This is a genomic window from Micromonospora sp. NPDC051141 (genome assembly GCF_044455765.1).
Taxonomy (GTDB): domain Bacteria; phylum Actinomycetota; class Actinomycetes; order Mycobacteriales; family Micromonosporaceae; genus Micromonospora.
The window spans coordinates 173,193-188,749 of sequence record NZ_JBITFD010000003.1; the positions used below are offsets into that span (position 1 = coordinate 173,193).

A 15,557-nucleotide genomic window follows, 5' to 3' on the forward strand; every position below is an offset into this window, starting at 1 on the left:
TCGGTCCGACCGGCGGCGGCCTAGACTCGCAGGTGTGCTGAATCGGATCGACCTGCGCGGCGGGGTGCCCGACCCGCGCCGCCTGCTGCCCCGTGCCCAGCTCGACGTCTCCGTCGCGGTCGAGCGGATCCGCCCCCTCGTCGAGGCGGTCCGCGAGCATGGCTACCCGGCGATCCGGGAGGCCAGCGAGCGGTTCGACGGCGTCGCGCCGGAGCATCTGCGGGTGCCGGTCGAGGTGATCCGCGCCGCCGAGGGCGAGCTGGACCCGCAGGTCCGCGCCGCGCTGCTGGAGTCGATCACCCGGGCCCGCAGGGTCCACGCCGACCAGCGCCGGACCGACCACACCACGACCGTGGTGCCCGGTGGCACGGTGACCGAGCGGTGGGTGCCGGTCGACCGGGTGGGCCTCTACGTCCCCGGCGGCCTGGCCATGTACCCGTCGACGGTGGTGATGAACGTGGTCCCGGCCCAGGCGGCCGGGGTGCGCTCGCTGGTGGTGGCGAGCCCGCCGCAGAAGGACAACGACGGCCTGCCCGACCCGCGGGTCCTCGCCGCCTGCGCGCTGCTCGGCGTGGACGAGGTGTACGCGGTCGGCGGCGCCCAGGCGGTGGCCATGCTCGCGTACGGCGCGACGGTCGACCCGGCCGGAGACGAGCGCTGCGACCCGGTCGACATGATCACCGGGCCGGGCAACATCTGGGTCACCGCCGCGAAGCGGCTGCTGCGCGGCGTGGTCGGCATCGACGCCGAGGCCGGCCCGACCGAGATCGCTGTGCTGGCCGACCACACCGCCGACCCGGCGCACGTCGCCGCCGACCTGATCAGCCAGGCCGAGCACGACCCCCTCGCGGCCAGCGTGCTGGTCACGCCGTCGACCGAGTTGGCCGACGCGGTCGACGCCGAGCTGGCCCGGCAGGTGCCGGCGGCCAAGCACGCCGAGCGGATCGGCACCGCGCTGCGCGGCGAGCAGAGCGGCGTGGTCCTCGTCGACGACCTGGCGGCCGGGCTGCGGGTGGTCGACGCGTACGCGGCCGAGCACCTGGAGATCCAGACCGAGAACGCCCGCGAGTGGGCGTTGCGGGTGCGCAACGCCGGTGCGATCTTCGTGGGCGCCTGGTCGCCGGTGTCGCTCGGCGACTACTGCGCCGGCTCCAACCACGTGCTGCCCACCGGCGGCTGCGCCCGGCACTCCTCCGGGTTGTCCGTGCAGTCCTTCCTGCGCGGCGTCCACCTGGTGGAGTACACCGAGCAGGCGCTGCGCGAGGTGACCCCGCACGTGGTCACGCTGGCCGGCGTGGAGGACCTGCCGGCGCACGGCCAGGCGGTCCGCGTCCGCTTCCCCGGAGACGACTCGTGACCACGCTCGACGACCTGCCGATCCGGGACGACCTGCGTGGACGCTCCCCGTACGGCGCGCCGCAGCTCGACGTGCCGGTGCGGCTGAACACCAACGAGAACTCCTACCCGGTGCCCGAGCCGGTGGTCGAGGCGATCGGCAAGGCGGTCGCGGCCGAGCTGCGTGACCTCAACCGCTACCCGGACCGGGACGCGGTGGCGCTCCGCGCCGACCTGGCGGCGTACCTGGGCCACGACCTCACCACCGACCACGTGTGGGCGGCCAACGGCTCGAACGAGATCCAGCAGCAGTTGCTCCAGGCGTTCGGCGGCCCCGGGCGCACCGCGCTCGGCTTCACCCCGGCGTACTCGATGCACCCGCTGCTGGCGCTCGGCACCGGCACCCGGTGGGTCCCCGGCGTCCGGGGCGCCGACTTCGGGCTGACCGCCGCCGACGCGGTCGACCAGGTGCGCGCGCACCGTCCGGACGTGGTGTTCCTCTGCTCGCCGAACAACCCGACCGGCACCGCGCTCGATCCGGCCGTGGTCGCCGCCGTGCTGGCCGAGGCGCCCGGCATGGTGGTGGTGGACGAGGCGTACGCGGAGTTCGCCCGACCGGGCACGGTCAGCGCGCTCGCCGTGCTGCCCGGCCACCCCCGGCTGGTGGTCACCCGGACCATGAGCAAGGCGTTCGGGTTCGCCGGCGGCCGGCTGGGTTACCTGGCCGCCGACCCGGCGGTGGTGGCGGCGGTGCAGCTGGTCCGGCTGCCGTACCACCTCTCCGCGCTCACCCAGGCCGCCGCCCGGGCGGCGCTGGCGCACCGGGACGCGTTGCTCGGCACCGTCGCCGCGATCATGGTGCAGCGCGACCGGATCGTCGCCGAGCTGCGCGCGCGAGGGCGCCGGGTGGCCGACAGCGACGCCAACTTCGTGCTGTTCGACGTCGGCGGCGACCAGGGCGCCGCCTGGCGTACCCTGCTCGACGCCGGCGTGCTGGTCCGCGACGTCGGCCTGCCCGGCTGGCTGCGGGTCACCGCCGGAACCCCGGCCGAGACCGACGCCTTTCTGTCCGCGATGGAGAAGTTGTCATGAACCGCACCGCCCGGATCGAGCGGGTCACCAACGAGACCAAGGTGCTCGTCGAGATCGACCTCGACGGCACCGGCAAGGCCGACATCGAGACCGGCGTCGGCTTCTACGACCACATGCTGAACCAGATCGCCCGGCACGGCGGCTTCGACCTGACCGTGCACACGGTCGGCGACCTGGAGATCGACGCGCACCACACCATGGAGGACACCGCGCTCGCGCTGGGCTCGGCGTTCGACCGGGCGCTGGGCGACAAGGCCGGCATCCGGCGGTACGGCTCGGCCACCGTCCCGATGGACGAGGTGCTGGTGCGGGCCGCGGTCGACCTGTCCGGCCGGCCGTACGTGGTGCACGACGAGCCGGCGCTGTCGCCGTACATCGGGCCGGTCTACCCGACCAGCATGACCCGGCACATCTGGGAGTCGTTCGGCCAGTCGGCCCGGGTCACGCTGCACGTGGACGTGCTGCGGGCGGCCCGGCCCGGCGGCCACCCGGACGCGCACCACGTGGTCGAGGCCCAGTTCAAGGCCGTGTCCCGGGCGCTGCGTGAGGCGACCGCGATCGACCCGCGCAGCGCCGGCGTGGTGCCGTCCACGAAGGGCGCGCTCTGATGAGGGTGTTGCCGACGCTGCTGCTGATCCTGGCCGGGGTGCTGGTCGGTGGGACCTGGTCGCTCTACAAGCAGGGCGCCGCCCGCGCCGCCGTGGTGGTCACCGGCCTGCTGGCCGTGCTGGCGACCGCCGGCGGGCTGCTCTGGCTGCTGCCCGGGGAGGGCTGATGGGCCGGCGGGTGGTGGTGCTCGACTACGGCTCGGGCAACCTGCGTTCGGCCGAGCGCGCGCTGGAGCGGGCCGGCGCGGACGTCACCGTGACCGACGACCTGAGCGCCGCCGCCGGGGCCGACGGTCTGGTGGTGCCGGGCGTCGGCGCGTACGCCGCGTGCATGGCGGGCATCGAGGCGCTCGGCGCCGGCCCGGTGATCGCCGAGCGGGTGGCGGCGGGCCGCCCGGTGCTCGGCATCTGCGTCGGCATGCAGGTGCTCTTCGAGCACGGCGACGAGCACGGCGTGGTGACCAAGGGCCTGGGCCTGCTGCCCGGCGGGGTGACGAAGCTGCCCGCGCCGCGCCTGCCCCACATGGGCTGGAACACGGTGCGACCGCCGGGCGGGTCGGTGCTCTTCGCCGGCCTGCCGGCCGACGCCCGGTTCTACTTCGTGCACTCCTACGGGGTCACCGACCCGGCCGCGCTCGCCGCCGCCGGCGCCGTCGTGACCACCGCCCACCACGGCGGCGACTTCGTCGCGGCGGTGGAGCGGGGGACGCTGTCCGCCGCCCAGTTCCACCCGGAGAAGTCGGCCGACACGGGCGCGGCGCTCCTGCGCAACTGGCTCGGCACCTTTGAGTAAGGAGCGGGCCCGCCGTCGGGCGGCCCGCGAGGCCGAGCAGGAGCGGGAACGCGCCGTCCGGGCCCGGCGGGTGGCCCGTCGGGAGCGGCGCCGGGCCTGGGTACGCCGGCTGACGCCCCGGCTGCGGCGGGGGCGCACCGGTCGGCTGCGCCGGCACAGCCGGCGGGAGCGGGCGGCCATCGTGCTGCTCACCGCCGTCGCGGTGATCGGCATCTGGAGTTTCGTCGACGACCTCGCGCTGCGGCTGGCGTTGGTCGTGTTGTTGCTGCTGGTCCTGCCGGCGATCGTGGTGATCGCGTTGGACCGTCGTTGAGGATGCGAGGAGACAACCGTTGAGCCTTGACCTGTTGCCCGCCGTGGACGTCGCCGACGGCCAGGCCGTCCGGCTGGTGCAGGGCGCCGCCGGCAGCGAGACCGCGTACGGCGACCCGCTGGAGGCGGCGCTCGCCTGGCAGTCCGACGGCGCGGAGTGGATCCACCTGGTCGACCTGGACGCCGCGTTCGGTCGGGGCTCCAACGCGGCGCTGCTCGCCGAGGTGGTCGGCAAGCTCGACGTCAAGGTGGAGCTGTCCGGCGGGATCCGCGACGACGAGTCGTTGCGGGCGGCGCTGGGCACCGGGGCGGCCCGGGTCAACATCGGCACCGCCGCGTTGGAGGATCCCGAGTGGTGCGACCGGATCTGCGGCGAGTACGGGGACCGCGTGGCGATCGGGCTGGACGTGCGCGGGCGTACCCTCTCGGCGCGGGGCTGGACCCGCGACGGCGGTGACCTCTACGACGTGCTGGCCCGGCTGGACGCGGCCGGCGCGGCGCGGTACGTGGTCACCGACATCACCAAGGACGGCACCATGCGGGGGCCGAACCTGGACCTGCTGCGCGAGGTGTGCGCCCGCACCGACGCGCCGGTGATCGCCTCCGGCGGGGTGTCCACGCTCGACGACCTGCGGGCGCTGGCCACGCTGGAGCCGGTCGGTGTGGAGGGCGTGATCGCCGGCAAGGCGCTCTACGCCGGCGCGTTCACGGTCGCCCAGGCGCTCGCCACGCTGCGGGCCGGCGCGTGACGATCGAGGTGGGCGGGTCGCCGGTGGTGACCCGGCTCGGCTCGGGCGGCCCGTGGGAGGCGCTCTACGGCTACTCGCGGGTGGTCCGGGCCGGCGCGCTGGCGATCACCGCCGGCTGCACCTCCACGGTGGACGGTCGGGTGGCGCACGTGGGGGACGCGGCGGCGCAGACCGCGCAGGCGATCCGGATCGGCCTGGACGCGCTGGCCGAGGTGGGCGCGGAACCAGCCGACGTGGTCCGGACCCGGATGTACGTGACCGACCGGCTCTACGTCGACGAGGTGGGTCGGGCGCACAACGCGGTGTTCGGCCCGGTGCGTCCGGTGGCGACCATGGTGGTGGTGGCCGGTCTGCTCGACCCGGAGCACCTGGTCGAGATCGAGCTGGAGGCGTACGTCCCCGTCCCCGGGCGCTGAGCCGGCCCACCCGGCCACCTCTCTCTCCGGCGCGGAGAGAGGTGGGTCGTGCGGCGCTACCAACTTGATGGCGTGGATGGGTCAACGCCCGCGCGTCCGGTCGACGACGTGCTGAGTCGTTTGTGCCATCAGGTTGGTAGCCGGTCGATCGATCCCTCCACCGGATGCGGCGCCGATAAGTTGTGCACAACTTGATTGCGCGCTACAGTTCGTCGGGTGACCGATGATCTGGTGCTACGCCGGCAGGTGTGCTTCGCGCTCTACGCGGCGTCGCGCGCTCTGACCGACGTCTACCGGCCCATCCTCGACGAGCACGGCCTGACCTACCCGCAGTACCTGGTGCTGCTGGTGCTCTGGGAGCGCGACGACGACGCCCCCACGGTCTCCGAGCTCGGCGCGCGGCTCCGGCTCGACTCCGGCACACTCTCCCCGCTGCTCAAGCGGCTGGAGGGGGCCGGCCTGGTGGTGCGCACCCGCTCGGCCGCCGACGAGCGCCGGGTCGAGGTGGGCCTCACCGATCGCGGCCGGGCGCTGCGGGAGCGGATGGCGGACGTGCCGATGCGGGTGGCCGTGGCCACCGGCCTCACGGCGGCCGAACTGGTCGACCTCCGCGACACGCTCACCCGGGTCACCGAGACGATCCACCGACAGAAGGAGCAGTGACCATGCAGGTCCTCTACACCGCGTCCGCCAAGGCCACCGGCGACGGTCGCGACGGCCACGTCCGCACCTCCGACGGCACCGTCGACCTGAACCTCGCCGTGCCGAAGGAGATGGGCGGCGCCGGCGGCGCGGCCAACCCCGAGCAGCTCTTCGCGGCCGGCTACGCGGCCTGCTTCCACTCCGCGCTGCGCATCGTCGCCCGCCAGGCCAAGGCGGACGTCGCCGGCTCGGTCGTCGAGGCCGAGGTGGGCATCGGCCCGAACGGCAGCGGCGGCTACGGCCTGACCGTGACACTTGTGGTGGACCTGCCGGCCGTCGAGCGCCCGGCCGCCGAGAAGCTGGTCGAGGCGGCCCACCAGGTCTGCCCCTACTCGAACGCGACCCGCGGCAACATCGAGGTCGCGCTGACCGTCCGGGAGGCCCTGTGAGCAGCGTGAACCGGGAGATCCACCTGGCGTCCCGCCCCGAGGGCTGGCCGACCGCCGACAACTTCCGGCTGGTCACCACCGAGGTGCCGACCCCGGGGCCGGGTCAGGTCGTGGTGCGCAACCAGTTCATGTCCGTCGACCCGTACATGCGGGGACGGATGAACGACGTCAAGTCGTACGTGCCGCCGTTCGCGCTCGACGCCCCGCTCGACGGCGGCGCGATCGGTGAGGTGGTGGCCGGCGAGGCCGCCGGCGTCAAGCCCGGCGACGTCGTGCTGCACGGCCTGGGCTGGCGCGAGTACGCGCTCGTCGACGCGACGGCCGTCCGCAAGGTCGACGCCGGCCTCGCGCCGGTCAGCGCCTACCTGAGCGTGCTCGGCATGACCGGGCTGACCGCGTACGCCGGGCTGCTCGACGTGGCCGCCCTGAAGCCCGGGGAGACGGTCTTCGTCTCCGGCGCGGCCGGCGCGGTGGGCTCGATGGTCGGGCAGATCGCGAAGCTGCGCGGCGCCGGCCGGGTGATCGGCAGCGCCGGTTCCCGGGCGAAGGTCGAGCGGCTCGCCGGGCTCGGCTTCGACGCCGCCTTCGACTACCACGACGGGCCGGTGTACGAGCAGCTCAAGGCCGCCGCCCCGGACGGTGTCGACGTGTACTTCGACAACGTCGGCGGGGAGCACCTGGAGGCCGCGATCGGGGCGATGAACCTGCACGGCCGGGCCGCCATCTGCGGCATGATCGCCCAGTACAACTCGGCCGAGCCGCCGGCCGCCCCGCGCAACCTGGCGCTGGTGATCGGCAAGCGGCTGACGCTGCGCGGCTTCCTCGTCGGTGACCACGGTCACCTGCGCGAGCAGTTCGTGCAGGAGGTGGCCGGCTGGCTGCGCGAGGGTCGCCTGTCGTACGACGAGACGGTGGTCGACGGCATCGAGCAGGCCCCGGACGCCTTCCTCGGCCTGCTGCGCGGCGAGAACCTCGGCAAGATGCTCGTCCGCCTCTGACACCCCACGGAAGCGGGGGGGGGGGGGGGGGGGGGGGGGGGGGGGGGGGGCGCGGGGGGGCGGGGGGGGGGGGGGGGGGGGGGGGGGGGGGGGGGGGGGGGGGGGGGTGTGCCGCCCCCCCCCCGCCCCCCCCCCCCCCCCCCCCCCCCCCCCCCCCCCCCCCCCCCCCCCCCCCCCCCCCCCCCCCCCCCCCCCCCCCCCCCCCCCCCCCCCCGCTTCCGCGTTGGCTAGGCTTTCCGGCATGACGGTGGCGGTGCGGGTCATTCCGTGTCTGGACGTGGATGCCGGACGGGTGGTCAAGGGCGTCAACTTCGTCGACCTGCGCGACGCCGGCGACCCGGTGGAGCTGGCGGCGGCGTACGACCGGGCCGGGGCGGACGAGCTGACGTTCCTCGACGTCACCGCGTCGTCCAGCGACCGCGGAACGATGCTCGACGTGGTCCGGCGCACCGCCGAGTCGGTCTTCATCCCGCTCACCGCGGGCGGTGGCGTCCGGCAGGTCGCCGACGTCGACACGCTGCTGCGGGCCGGGGCGGACAAGGTCGGGGTGAACACCGCGGCCATCGCCCGGCCGGAGCTGATCGCCGAGATCGCCGACCGGTTCGGCCGCCAGGTGCTGGTGCTCTCGCTGGACGTGCGGCGCGCCCCGGCCGGGGTGACGCCAAGCGGTTTCGAGGTCACCACGCACGGTGGCCGGCGCGGCACCGGCCTGGACGCGGTGGCGTGGGCCGCCCGCGGCGCCGAGCTGGGCGCCGGCGAGATCCTGCTCAACTCGATGGACGCGGACGGCACCAAGGCCGGGTTCGACCTGCCGCTCATCGAGGCGGTCCGGGACGTGGTCGAGGTGCCGGTGATCGCCAGCGGCGGCGCGGGCGCGGTGGCGCACTTTCCGCCGGCGGTCGGCGCGGGCGCCGACGCGGTGCTCGCGGCCAGTGTCTTCCACTTCGGCGAGCTGACCGTCGGCGAGGTCAAGGACGCGTTGCGCGGCGCCGGGCACCCGGTCCGCTGACCCGGGCCGGGCCCACGGGTCACGGCCGCCCGGAGCGCCCCTCCGGGGACCGGCGGGGCATCGGGATGGAGCGGACCACGTACTCCTGGACGGCGGCGGCGTGGTCGTCCTCGGCGAGCTGCCACTCGGACTCGCCCGGCGGGTGCCGGCGGGTCAGCACGCCCTGCACGGTGTCGACAGTGGTGCCGAGCCCGGCGCTGGGCCGGGTGCGCCAGAGCCGTTCACCGTCCGGGGTGACCCGGAACCAGCCGTCGGCGACGCTGACCAGGCCGGCGCCGACGAGCCGCCGGACCGCCCCCTCGACCTCGTGTCGTTCGGGAATGGCCTGGTTGAGGTGGTCGGCGGTGGAGAGGACGTCGGCGAGGCGTACCCCCTCGGGGCGGCGTGTGGCGGCGGCCCGGCGGTGCCGGCCGGCGCCGCTCGCGATGACCAACGCCACGAAGATCCAGGCGTCGCTCCAACGCCATCCGTTGTCCCCCATGCACGAAATGATGCCCGCCCGCGACGGCGGAGAAAACACCCGGTTTTGGCGGCGTGCGTCGTCGCAGCTCAGCGCGCTCCGGGTCGGCCGACGCGGTGGCGGTCGGCCCGAACGCGCTCACGCAGCGTAGGCGCGGACCGGCCGGGGCGGGATCGCGAAGATCGGGATGAACAGGTGGGCGAGCGGCCCGATGGCGAGCGCGTAGGCCACCGTGCCGAGGCCGACGGTGCCGCCGAGCAGCCAGCCGAGGGCGAGCACGGTCACCTCGATGACGGTCCGGACCAGCCGGATCGACAGGCGCGGGCGGCGGGCGACCAGGCCGGTCATCAGGCCGTCACGCGGCCCGGGGCCGAGCCCGGCGCCCAGGTAGAGGCCGGTGGCGGCGCCGTTGGCGACGATGCCGACCACCAGCAGCGCGGCGCGTACCGGCAGGCCCTCGCCGGGCGGCAGCACGGTCAGGGTGCCGTCGACGACCAGCCCGATCACCACCACGTTGCTGATCGTGCCGAGCCCGGGGCGCTGCCGCAGCGGGATCCAGAGCAGCAGCACCACGGCGCCGACGGCGATGGTGACGGTGCCGAAGGAGAGGCCGGTCTGTCGGGCCAGCCCCTGGTGGAACACGTCCCAGGGATCCAGGCCCAGCCCGGACCGGATCATCAGCGCCATGCTGAGCCCGTAGAGGACCAGGCCGGCGTAGAGCTGGGTGAGTCGCCGTACCGGCCGGTCCCGGAGATTGCCAAGCTGTGCCATGCATGCCACCCTAGGGTCCAATCGGCCGAGCCGGAGAGGCCAATCGGGGAGGAGTGGCCATGACCAGCCAGGTGCGCGGTGTCCAATTGGCGCGGCTGCTCGGCCAGTGGCACGCGCTGCCCGGCCGGCGGCGCAGCCCGGACTACGTCGCGCTCGCCGCCGCCGTCCGGGGCCTGCTCGCCGACGGCCGGCTGCCCCTGGGGGTACGTCTGCCGGCCGAGCGGGAACTGGCCGAGGCGCTCCGGATCAGCCGGACCACCGTCACCGCGGCGTACCGGGAACTGCGGGAGAGCGGCCACCTGGCGAGCCGGCGCGGCGCCGGGAGCTGGACCATGCTGCCGGGCACCCACCGGGTGGCCAGCACCGGCCTCTGGACGCCGCTCGACGACCGGGACATGATCGACCTCGGGGTCGCCGCGCTCGCCGCCCCGCCGCAGCTCGTCCCCGCCGCCCGCGCGGCGGCCGAGGACCTGCCCCGCTATCTCGGCGGCGCCGGCTACCACCCCACCGGCATCGTCGAGCTGCGCGAGGCGGTGGCCCGCGGCTACACCGAGCGTGGCCTCCCCACCAGCCCTGAGCAGATCATGGTCACCAGCGGCACCCAGCACGCCCTGGACCTGGTGCTCCGGCTGGCGCTGTCCCCCGGAGGCGGGGTGCTGGTGGAGTCGCCCACCTACCCCAACGCGCTCGCCGCGCTCGCCGCCCGGCGGGCCCGGATCGCCACGCACGGGCTCTCCGACGACGGCTGGGACGCCGACCTGCTGCTCGGCAGCCTTCGGCAGACCCGGCCCAAGCTGGCGTACGTGATCCCGGAGTTCCACAACCCGACCGGCCACCTGATGGCGGCCGACCTGCGCGAGCGGCTGGTCGGCGCGGCCCACGCCGCCGGCGCCGACCTGGTGGTGGACGAGTCCTTCGTCGACCTGCCGCTGGACGAGACCCCGCTGCCGCCACCGGTGGCGGTCTTCGACAGGCACTCCCGGGTGATCAGCATCGGCGGGATGAGCAAGCCCTACTGGGGCGGGCTGCGGATCGGCTGGGTCCGCGCCTCCGCGCCGCAGGTGCAGCGGCTGGCCGCGGCCCGGGTCGGCGTGGACATGGCCAGTCCGGTCCTCGACCAGCTCGTCGCGGTGCACCTGCTGGCCCAGGCACCGGCCATCGTGGCGGCCCGCCGGACCCAGCTCGCCGGCCAGCGGGACGCGCTGGTCGCCGCGCTCGCCGACCGGCTGCCCGACTGGCGGTTCCGGGTGCCGCGCGGCGGCGTCACGCTCTGGGCCGAGCTGGACGGCCCGATCTCCAGCGCGTTGGCCCGGGCGGCCGAGGAGGTCGGCGTACGGCTGGCGCCCGGCCCCCGGTTCGGCCTGGACGGCACGCTGGAGCGGTTCCTCCGGCTGCCGTTCACGCTGCCCGCCGCGGAGCTGGCGGAGGCGGTCGGGCGGCTCGCCGCGGTCCGCTACGACCTGGACCGGGCCGGCCGGCCGCAGTGGCGGGAGCCGAGCGTCATCGCCTGAGCGACCGGCCCCGTTCCGGTGGTTGCCGGCCGAACCGCAACCCCGGCCGGCGGCGGGCCCGCAGACTGCCCGGGTGGGGAACCGGAGCGACGCCCGCTGGACGTGGGCGCTACGCGCCGCCGCCCCCGGCTCCCGCACCACCCGGCTGGAACTCTTCTACGACCTGGTCTTCGTCTTCGCGTTCCTCAGCGTCACCACGCTGACCGCCTCCGAGCTGACCCCGGTCAACCTCTACCGCTTCCTGCTGGTGCTGGCGCTGCTCTGGTGGTCGTGGACCGGCTTCGCGCGGGTGGGCAACGCCTGCCGGGCCGACCAGGGCATGCTGCCCCTTGTCGGCTTCGTCACCGTGGCGGCCACGTTCCTGCTCGTGCTCAGCGCGCCCGGCGCGTTCCGGGACCGCCCCGGCGGCCTGAACGGGCCGCTGGTCTTCGCCGGCTGCTACTTCGTGATCCGGATGGCCCAGCTCACCGTGTTCGGCCGGGTGGACCGGGCCGACCCGGTGCGACGCCGGCGGTTCCTGCTGCGCGTCCTGGTGCCGGTCGTGGCGACCGTGCTGCTCGTGGTCGCCGGCGTCGTCCGGGTCTGGCTGCCCGACGGCCGGCTCGCGGTCGGGCTGCAACTGGCGCTCTGGACGCTGGCGGTGCTCGTCGAGTACGTGGTCGGCACCACAGTGGCCTGGCACTGGTGGGTGGTGGTCTCGGCCGGGCACTGGGCGGAACGGCACGCGCTGATGGTGCTTGTCGCGCTCGGCGAGTCGATCATCGCGTTGGGGCTCGGCCCGAAGACCGGGCTGCCGTTGACCGGCCCGGTGGCGGTGGCCGCGCTGCTCGGTATCGCGATCGTGGCGGCGCTCTGGTGGGCGTACTTCGACACGCTGGCGTTCGCGTTGGAGCAGGCGCTGCACCACGCCCGGGACCGGCTCGCCCGGCTGCGGCTGAGCCGCTCGGTCTACACGTTCCTGCACCTGCCGATGGTCACCGGGACGATCCTCTACGCGCTCGGCCTCAAGGACCTGCTCGCCGAGGTCGCGGACCCGGCCACCCCGACCTGGGGGTGGTCGCTGGGTGACTTCTGGGGCGGCGTCCTCTTCGGCGGGGTGGCGCTCTACCTGCTCAGCATCGCCGGCTGCTGGTGGTTGGCAGTGCGCGAGGTGCACCGTCCGCTGCTGGTCACGGTGGCGGCGCTGGTCGTGGTCGGCCCGTTCGCGTTCCGGATCCCGGAGGTGGCCGCGCTGGGCGTGCTGGCGGTGCTCGCCGGCGCCGGCGTCACCTGGGAGACGCGCAGCGAGGACGGCCGCCGCCGCCGGGTGCGTCAGCTCGCGCTGGAGGAGCAGGTGGCCGCCGAGACCGAGCAGAGCCGGTGGCGTCGGGAACACCTGTGACCGGCGCGGGCCCGCCGGGCCGGTCCCGCGCGGGCCGTGCCCCGGGACGGTGGGGCACGGCCGGCGGGGCGCCGGGGACACGTCACAGCTCGGCGAGCGTGCCCTCGTACATCTTGTCGATCTCGCCGGCGAAGTTGGTCTCCACGCTGCGGCGCTTGATCTTCAACGACGGGGTGACCTCGCCGTCGGCGATGGTCAGGTCGCGGGGGAGGATCGTCACCTTCTTGATCGTCTCCCAACGGTTGAGCTTGGCGTTCAGCTCGTCCACGTAGCCCTCGACCATCGTCCGCGCCTCGGGCGAGGTGACGATCGTGGTGTAGTCGCCCCCCTCCAGCGGGGTGCCGGCGGCCCAGCCCCTGATCGCGTCCGGGTCCAGCGTGACCAGCATGGTGCAGTAGTTGCGGGCCTGCCCGATCACCACCGCCTGCGAGGTGTACGGGCAGATCGCCTTGAACATGCCCTCGATGTGCGACGGCGCGACGTACTTGCCGCCGGACGTCTTGACCAGGTCCTTCTTGCGGTCGGTGATGCGCAGGTAGCCGTCGTCGTCGAGCGTGCCGATGTCGCCGGTGCGGAAGAAGCCGTCGTCGGTGAACGCCTCGGCGGTCTCCCCGGGCAGGTTGTGGTAGCCACGCATCACCGGCCGGCCCCGGACCAGGATCTCGCCGTCGGTGTCGATCCGGCACTCCAGGTCACCCATGGCCCGGCCCACGCTGCCGATCCGGAGACCGTCCGGCGGGTTGACGAACGCGCCGGCGCTGGTCTCGGTGAGGCCGTACCCCTCCGAGATGGGCAGGTTGGCGGCGGCGAAGAAGGTGGCGATCTCCTTGCTCAGCGGCGCCGCGCCGGAGACCAGGACCCGCATCCGGCCGCCCAGCCGGGCCTGGAGCTTGCTGAAGACCAGCTTCTCGGCGAGCGCGTACTTCATCCGCAGCCCGGCCGGGACCGGCTTGCCGGCCTGCTCCAGCGCGACCTTCTCCTTGCCGACCGCGACGCCCCAGCCGAAGATCTTCGCCTTCGCGCCGCCCGCGCCCTGCGCGGTGGTGACCGCCTTGTTGTAGACCTTCTCGAACACCCGGGGCGCGCCGCACATCAGCGTCGGCCGGACCACGCCGAGCAGGTCGACCAGCCGGTCCACCCGGCCGTCGACGTAGGTGGGCAGGCCGACGTGGGTGGCGCCGCAGAGCAGCGTCTTGCCGAACGAGTGGGACAACGGCAACCAGAGATATTGCAGGTCGTCGACGCGCAGCAGGCCCAGCTCGGCCTGCGCGACGCCCTCCCAGCACCACCCGCCGTGCAGCAGCTCCACGCCCTTGGGCCGGCCGGTGGTGCCCGACGTGTAGATCAGGGTGGCCAGGTGGTCCGGGCCGATGCCGGCGACCAGCTCGTCGATCAGGCCGGGCGTGGCGGCCAGCGCGGCGGCGCCGCGTTCCTCCAGCTCGGCGAGCGTGAGCTGGGGAACGGTGGCCGCCGGGTCGGCCGTGCCGTCGAGGAGCACCACGTGGGTCAGCGCCGGCAGCTCCGCGCCGGCGATCTTCGCGGCCTGGGCCGGGTTCTCCGCGAACAGCACCCGCGACCCCGAGTCGGCGAGAATGTACGCCGCCTCCTCGGGCTCGGTGGTGGGGTAGACGGTGGTGGTGGCCCCGCCGGCGCACATCACGCCGAAGTCGGCGAGCACCCACTCCAGCCGCGTGTTGGCCAGGATCGCCACCGGGTCCTCGAGGCCCACACCCAGCCCGTGCAGCCCGGCCGCGATCGCCTTGGCGCGCTGCCCGACCTGCTCCCACGTCAACCAGACCGGGCCCGAGTCGTCGGGTGCGGGGTGGGCGAAGGCGTGCCGGTCGGGGGAGTCCGCCACGCGCTTGAGGAACATGTCCGGTACGGAACGGTACGGTACATCGAGAGCCATCGTGGAAGCCGCCTTCAGGGGTGGAGGGACGTGACGGGGGTCACGCCGGTCTGCGGTTACCGAAGAGTATTGCCTGCACCGGGGCAGCGGCTAGTGCGGATCGGCCGGGGTTCGGGCTCAGGCGTACCGGGTGGCGGCGCGGGACCAGTCGTAGGTGGCCCGGATCCAGTCCCGGCGGGTGGCGAGGAACGCGCGAACCCCGGCGTCGGCGGCGACGGTCAGCGCCGCGTCCCGTTCCGCGTACGCGGCCAGCGCCGCGTTGAACCGGGCCGCCGCCTCGCGCAGCGCCGCCGCCTCGTCCTGACCGGTCTCGCCGGCGATGGTGGTGACCAGGTTGTGCGCCGGCGGGGCGACGCCGCGCTCCTTGCCGTAGGAGAACAGGTCGTTGCACCAGCAGACCAGGTCGGCGGCGAGGGCGTCCAACGCGGCCAGCGCCGGATCGGCCCGCCGGGTGGGGTCGGGGCGCGCCGGGTGGGTCAGGTCGGTCACCGTGAAACCGGGGCGTACGCCGCCGGTGTGTCGGCGCATCTGCACGTACTCGGCCACCCCGGGCACCCGACGGTGCTCCCGGTTGGCCGCCTCCCAGAGCAGCGCCAGCAGGTATTCGCGCAACTGGCTGACCAGGCGCAGCAGCAGCGCGGGCCGCTGTGCGTCGCGGGCCCGCCGGCACAGGTCGTCGAGCGCCACCGCCAGCGGGCCGCCGGCCGGGACGGGCGCGGCCGGGTCGCCGTGCCGGTCCAGCACGTTCAGCAGCGCCGCCACGGTGGGGGCCAGCCGGGTCGGGTCCGCGCCCAGGCCGTCGTCGTCGCAGGCGTCGTCCACCACGAACAGCCAGTTGATCAGGTCGGTGAGCAGGCGCAGGCCCGCCGGGGACGCCTCCGGGCCGGCCCGTCCGGCCAGTTCCGCGGCGTGCGCGCCGGCCAGTCGGCGCCGCCCGGCCGGGTCACGGACCAGGCCGAGGTCGCGTACCCAGCCGGCGCTCTCCGCGGTGATCCGCTCGACGGCGGGGTGCCGTCGCGCCGGAAAGGGCGGTTCGTGCAGCGCCGAGAGCGCGAAGCCGCGCATCCGTGCCCCCTGTCCGCCGCCCGCGGAGCGGGGCGGCGGGCAGGAGCGTACGGCAGA

18 protein-coding genes are annotated in these 15,557 nt (G+C 74.8%); 14 read left to right on the plus strand and 4 right to left on the minus strand.

Annotated features, from left to right (window positions below):
- Window positions 1-34 precede the first annotated feature (34 nt).
- From hisD to hisF, 12 genes are all read left to right on the plus strand, one after another.
- On the plus strand, window positions 35-1,357 hold the full coding sequence (gene hisD, locus ACIA6B_RS06130; RefSeq protein ID WP_396771478.1) for a histidinol dehydrogenase: 1,323 nt from the start codon (window positions 35-37) through the stop codon (window positions 1,355-1,357).
- Window positions 1,354-2,427, plus strand: coding sequence for a histidinol-phosphate transaminase (locus tag ACIA6B_RS06135; RefSeq protein ID WP_396771480.1), 1,074 nt, complete (start codon window positions 1,354-1,356; stop codon window positions 2,425-2,427). The genes hisD and ACIA6B_RS06135 overlap by 4 nt, the downstream gene beginning before the upstream one ends.
- Window positions 2,424-3,035, plus strand: coding sequence for an imidazoleglycerol-phosphate dehydratase HisB (hisB, locus tag ACIA6B_RS06140; protein WP_281936562.1), 612 nt, complete (start codon window positions 2,424-2,426; stop codon window positions 3,033-3,035). Before ACIA6B_RS06135 ends, hisB begins: the two co-directional genes overlap by 4 nt.
- Window positions 3,035-3,202, plus strand: a complete 168-nt coding sequence (locus ACIA6B_RS06145) for a hypothetical protein (RefSeq protein ID WP_396771482.1) — start codon at window positions 3,035-3,037, stop codon at window positions 3,200-3,202. Before hisB ends, ACIA6B_RS06145 begins: the two co-directional genes overlap by 1 nt.
- Entirely contained in the window at window positions 3,202-3,828 is a 627-nt protein-coding gene (gene hisH / locus ACIA6B_RS06150; protein ID WP_396771484.1) for an imidazole glycerol phosphate synthase subunit HisH, read from the plus strand. Before ACIA6B_RS06145 ends, hisH begins: the two co-directional genes overlap by 1 nt.
- On the plus strand, window positions 3,821-4,141 hold the full coding sequence (locus ACIA6B_RS06155; RefSeq protein WP_281936557.1) for a hypothetical protein: 321 nt from the start codon (window positions 3,821-3,823) through the stop codon (window positions 4,139-4,141). The genes hisH and ACIA6B_RS06155 overlap by 8 nt, the downstream gene beginning before the upstream one ends.
- 19 nt (window positions 4,142-4,160) lie before the next feature.
- A complete protein-coding gene (gene priA, locus ACIA6B_RS06160) occupies window positions 4,161-4,889 on the plus strand; it encodes a bifunctional 1-(5-phosphoribosyl)-5-((5-phosphoribosylamino)methylideneamino)imidazole-4-carboxamide isomerase/phosphoribosylanthranilate isomerase PriA (protein WP_357303148.1) in 729 nt (242 codons plus the stop codon).
- Window positions 4,886-5,305 carry a RidA family protein gene (locus ACIA6B_RS06165; RefSeq protein ID WP_396771487.1) on the plus strand — a complete coding sequence of 140 codons (420 nt, stop codon included), beginning with the start codon at window positions 4,886-4,888 and terminating at the stop codon, window positions 5,303-5,305. The genes priA and ACIA6B_RS06165 overlap by 4 nt, the downstream gene beginning before the upstream one ends.
- A 216-nt stretch (window positions 5,306-5,521) precedes the next feature.
- Window positions 5,522-5,968, plus strand: coding sequence for a MarR family winged helix-turn-helix transcriptional regulator (locus ACIA6B_RS06170; protein ID WP_396771489.1), 447 nt, complete (start codon window positions 5,522-5,524; stop codon window positions 5,966-5,968).
- A gap of 2 nt (window positions 5,969-5,970) precedes the next feature.
- The gene (locus ACIA6B_RS06175) at window positions 5,971-6,396 is read left to right on the plus strand and encodes an organic hydroperoxide resistance protein (RefSeq protein WP_281936550.1); all 426 of its coding nucleotides are present in this window, start codon (window positions 5,971-5,973) and stop codon (window positions 6,394-6,396) included.
- Window positions 6,393-7,394: an NADP-dependent oxidoreductase gene (locus ACIA6B_RS06180; RefSeq protein WP_396771491.1), complete on the plus strand. Its 1,002-nt coding sequence runs from the start codon at window positions 6,393-6,395 to the stop codon at window positions 7,392-7,394. Before ACIA6B_RS06175 ends, ACIA6B_RS06180 begins: the two co-directional genes overlap by 4 nt.
- A 241-nt stretch (window positions 7,395-7,635) precedes the next feature.
- Window positions 7,636-8,403, plus strand: a complete 768-nt coding sequence (hisF, locus tag ACIA6B_RS06185) for an imidazole glycerol phosphate synthase subunit HisF (RefSeq protein ID WP_396771493.1) — start codon at window positions 7,636-7,638, stop codon at window positions 8,401-8,403.
- Between the two features lie 19 nt (window positions 8,404-8,422).
- On the opposite strand, the gene ACIA6B_RS06190 is transcribed toward hisF, so the two are convergent.
- Together ACIA6B_RS06190 and ACIA6B_RS06195 are read right to left on the minus strand one after the other, a co-directional pair.
- Window positions 8,423-8,884: a hypothetical protein gene (locus ACIA6B_RS06190; protein ID WP_396771495.1), complete on the minus strand. Its 462-nt coding sequence runs from the start codon at window positions 8,882-8,884 to the stop codon at window positions 8,423-8,425.
- Window positions 8,885-9,001: 117 nt separating this feature from the next.
- Window positions 9,002-9,634, minus strand: a complete 633-nt coding sequence (locus tag ACIA6B_RS06195; protein ID WP_396771497.1) for a YitT family protein — start codon at window positions 9,632-9,634, stop codon at window positions 9,002-9,004.
- Window positions 9,635-9,693: 59 nt separating this feature from the next.
- Here ACIA6B_RS06195 and ACIA6B_RS06200 point away from each other — a divergent pair, with 59 nt between their 5' ends.
- Together ACIA6B_RS06200 and ACIA6B_RS06205 are read left to right on the plus strand one after the other, a co-directional pair.
- The gene (locus ACIA6B_RS06200; RefSeq protein ID WP_396771499.1) at window positions 9,694-11,145 is read left to right on the plus strand and encodes a PLP-dependent aminotransferase family protein; all 1,452 of its coding nucleotides are present in this window, start codon (window positions 9,694-9,696) and stop codon (window positions 11,143-11,145) included.
- Between the two features lie 73 nt (window positions 11,146-11,218).
- Window positions 11,219-12,526: a low temperature requirement protein A gene (locus ACIA6B_RS06205; RefSeq protein ID WP_396771501.1), complete on the plus strand. Its 1,308-nt coding sequence runs from the start codon at window positions 11,219-11,221 to the stop codon at window positions 12,524-12,526.
- Between the two features lie 82 nt (window positions 12,527-12,608).
- Here ACIA6B_RS06205 and ACIA6B_RS06210 read toward each other — a convergent pair whose 3' ends face one another.
- Both ACIA6B_RS06210 and ACIA6B_RS06215 read right to left on the minus strand, forming a co-directional pair.
- Window positions 12,609-14,435 (minus strand): AMP-dependent synthetase/ligase, encoded by a 1,827-nt coding sequence (locus tag ACIA6B_RS06210; protein WP_396771503.1) that lies wholly within the window; start codon window positions 14,433-14,435, stop codon window positions 12,609-12,611.
- 117 nt (window positions 14,436-14,552) lie between these two features.
- The gene (locus ACIA6B_RS06215) at window positions 14,553-15,500 is read right to left on the minus strand and encodes a terpene synthase (protein ID WP_396771505.1); all 948 of its coding nucleotides are present in this window, start codon (window positions 15,498-15,500) and stop codon (window positions 14,553-14,555) included.
- Between the last annotated feature and the right edge of the window lie 57 nt (window positions 15,501-15,557).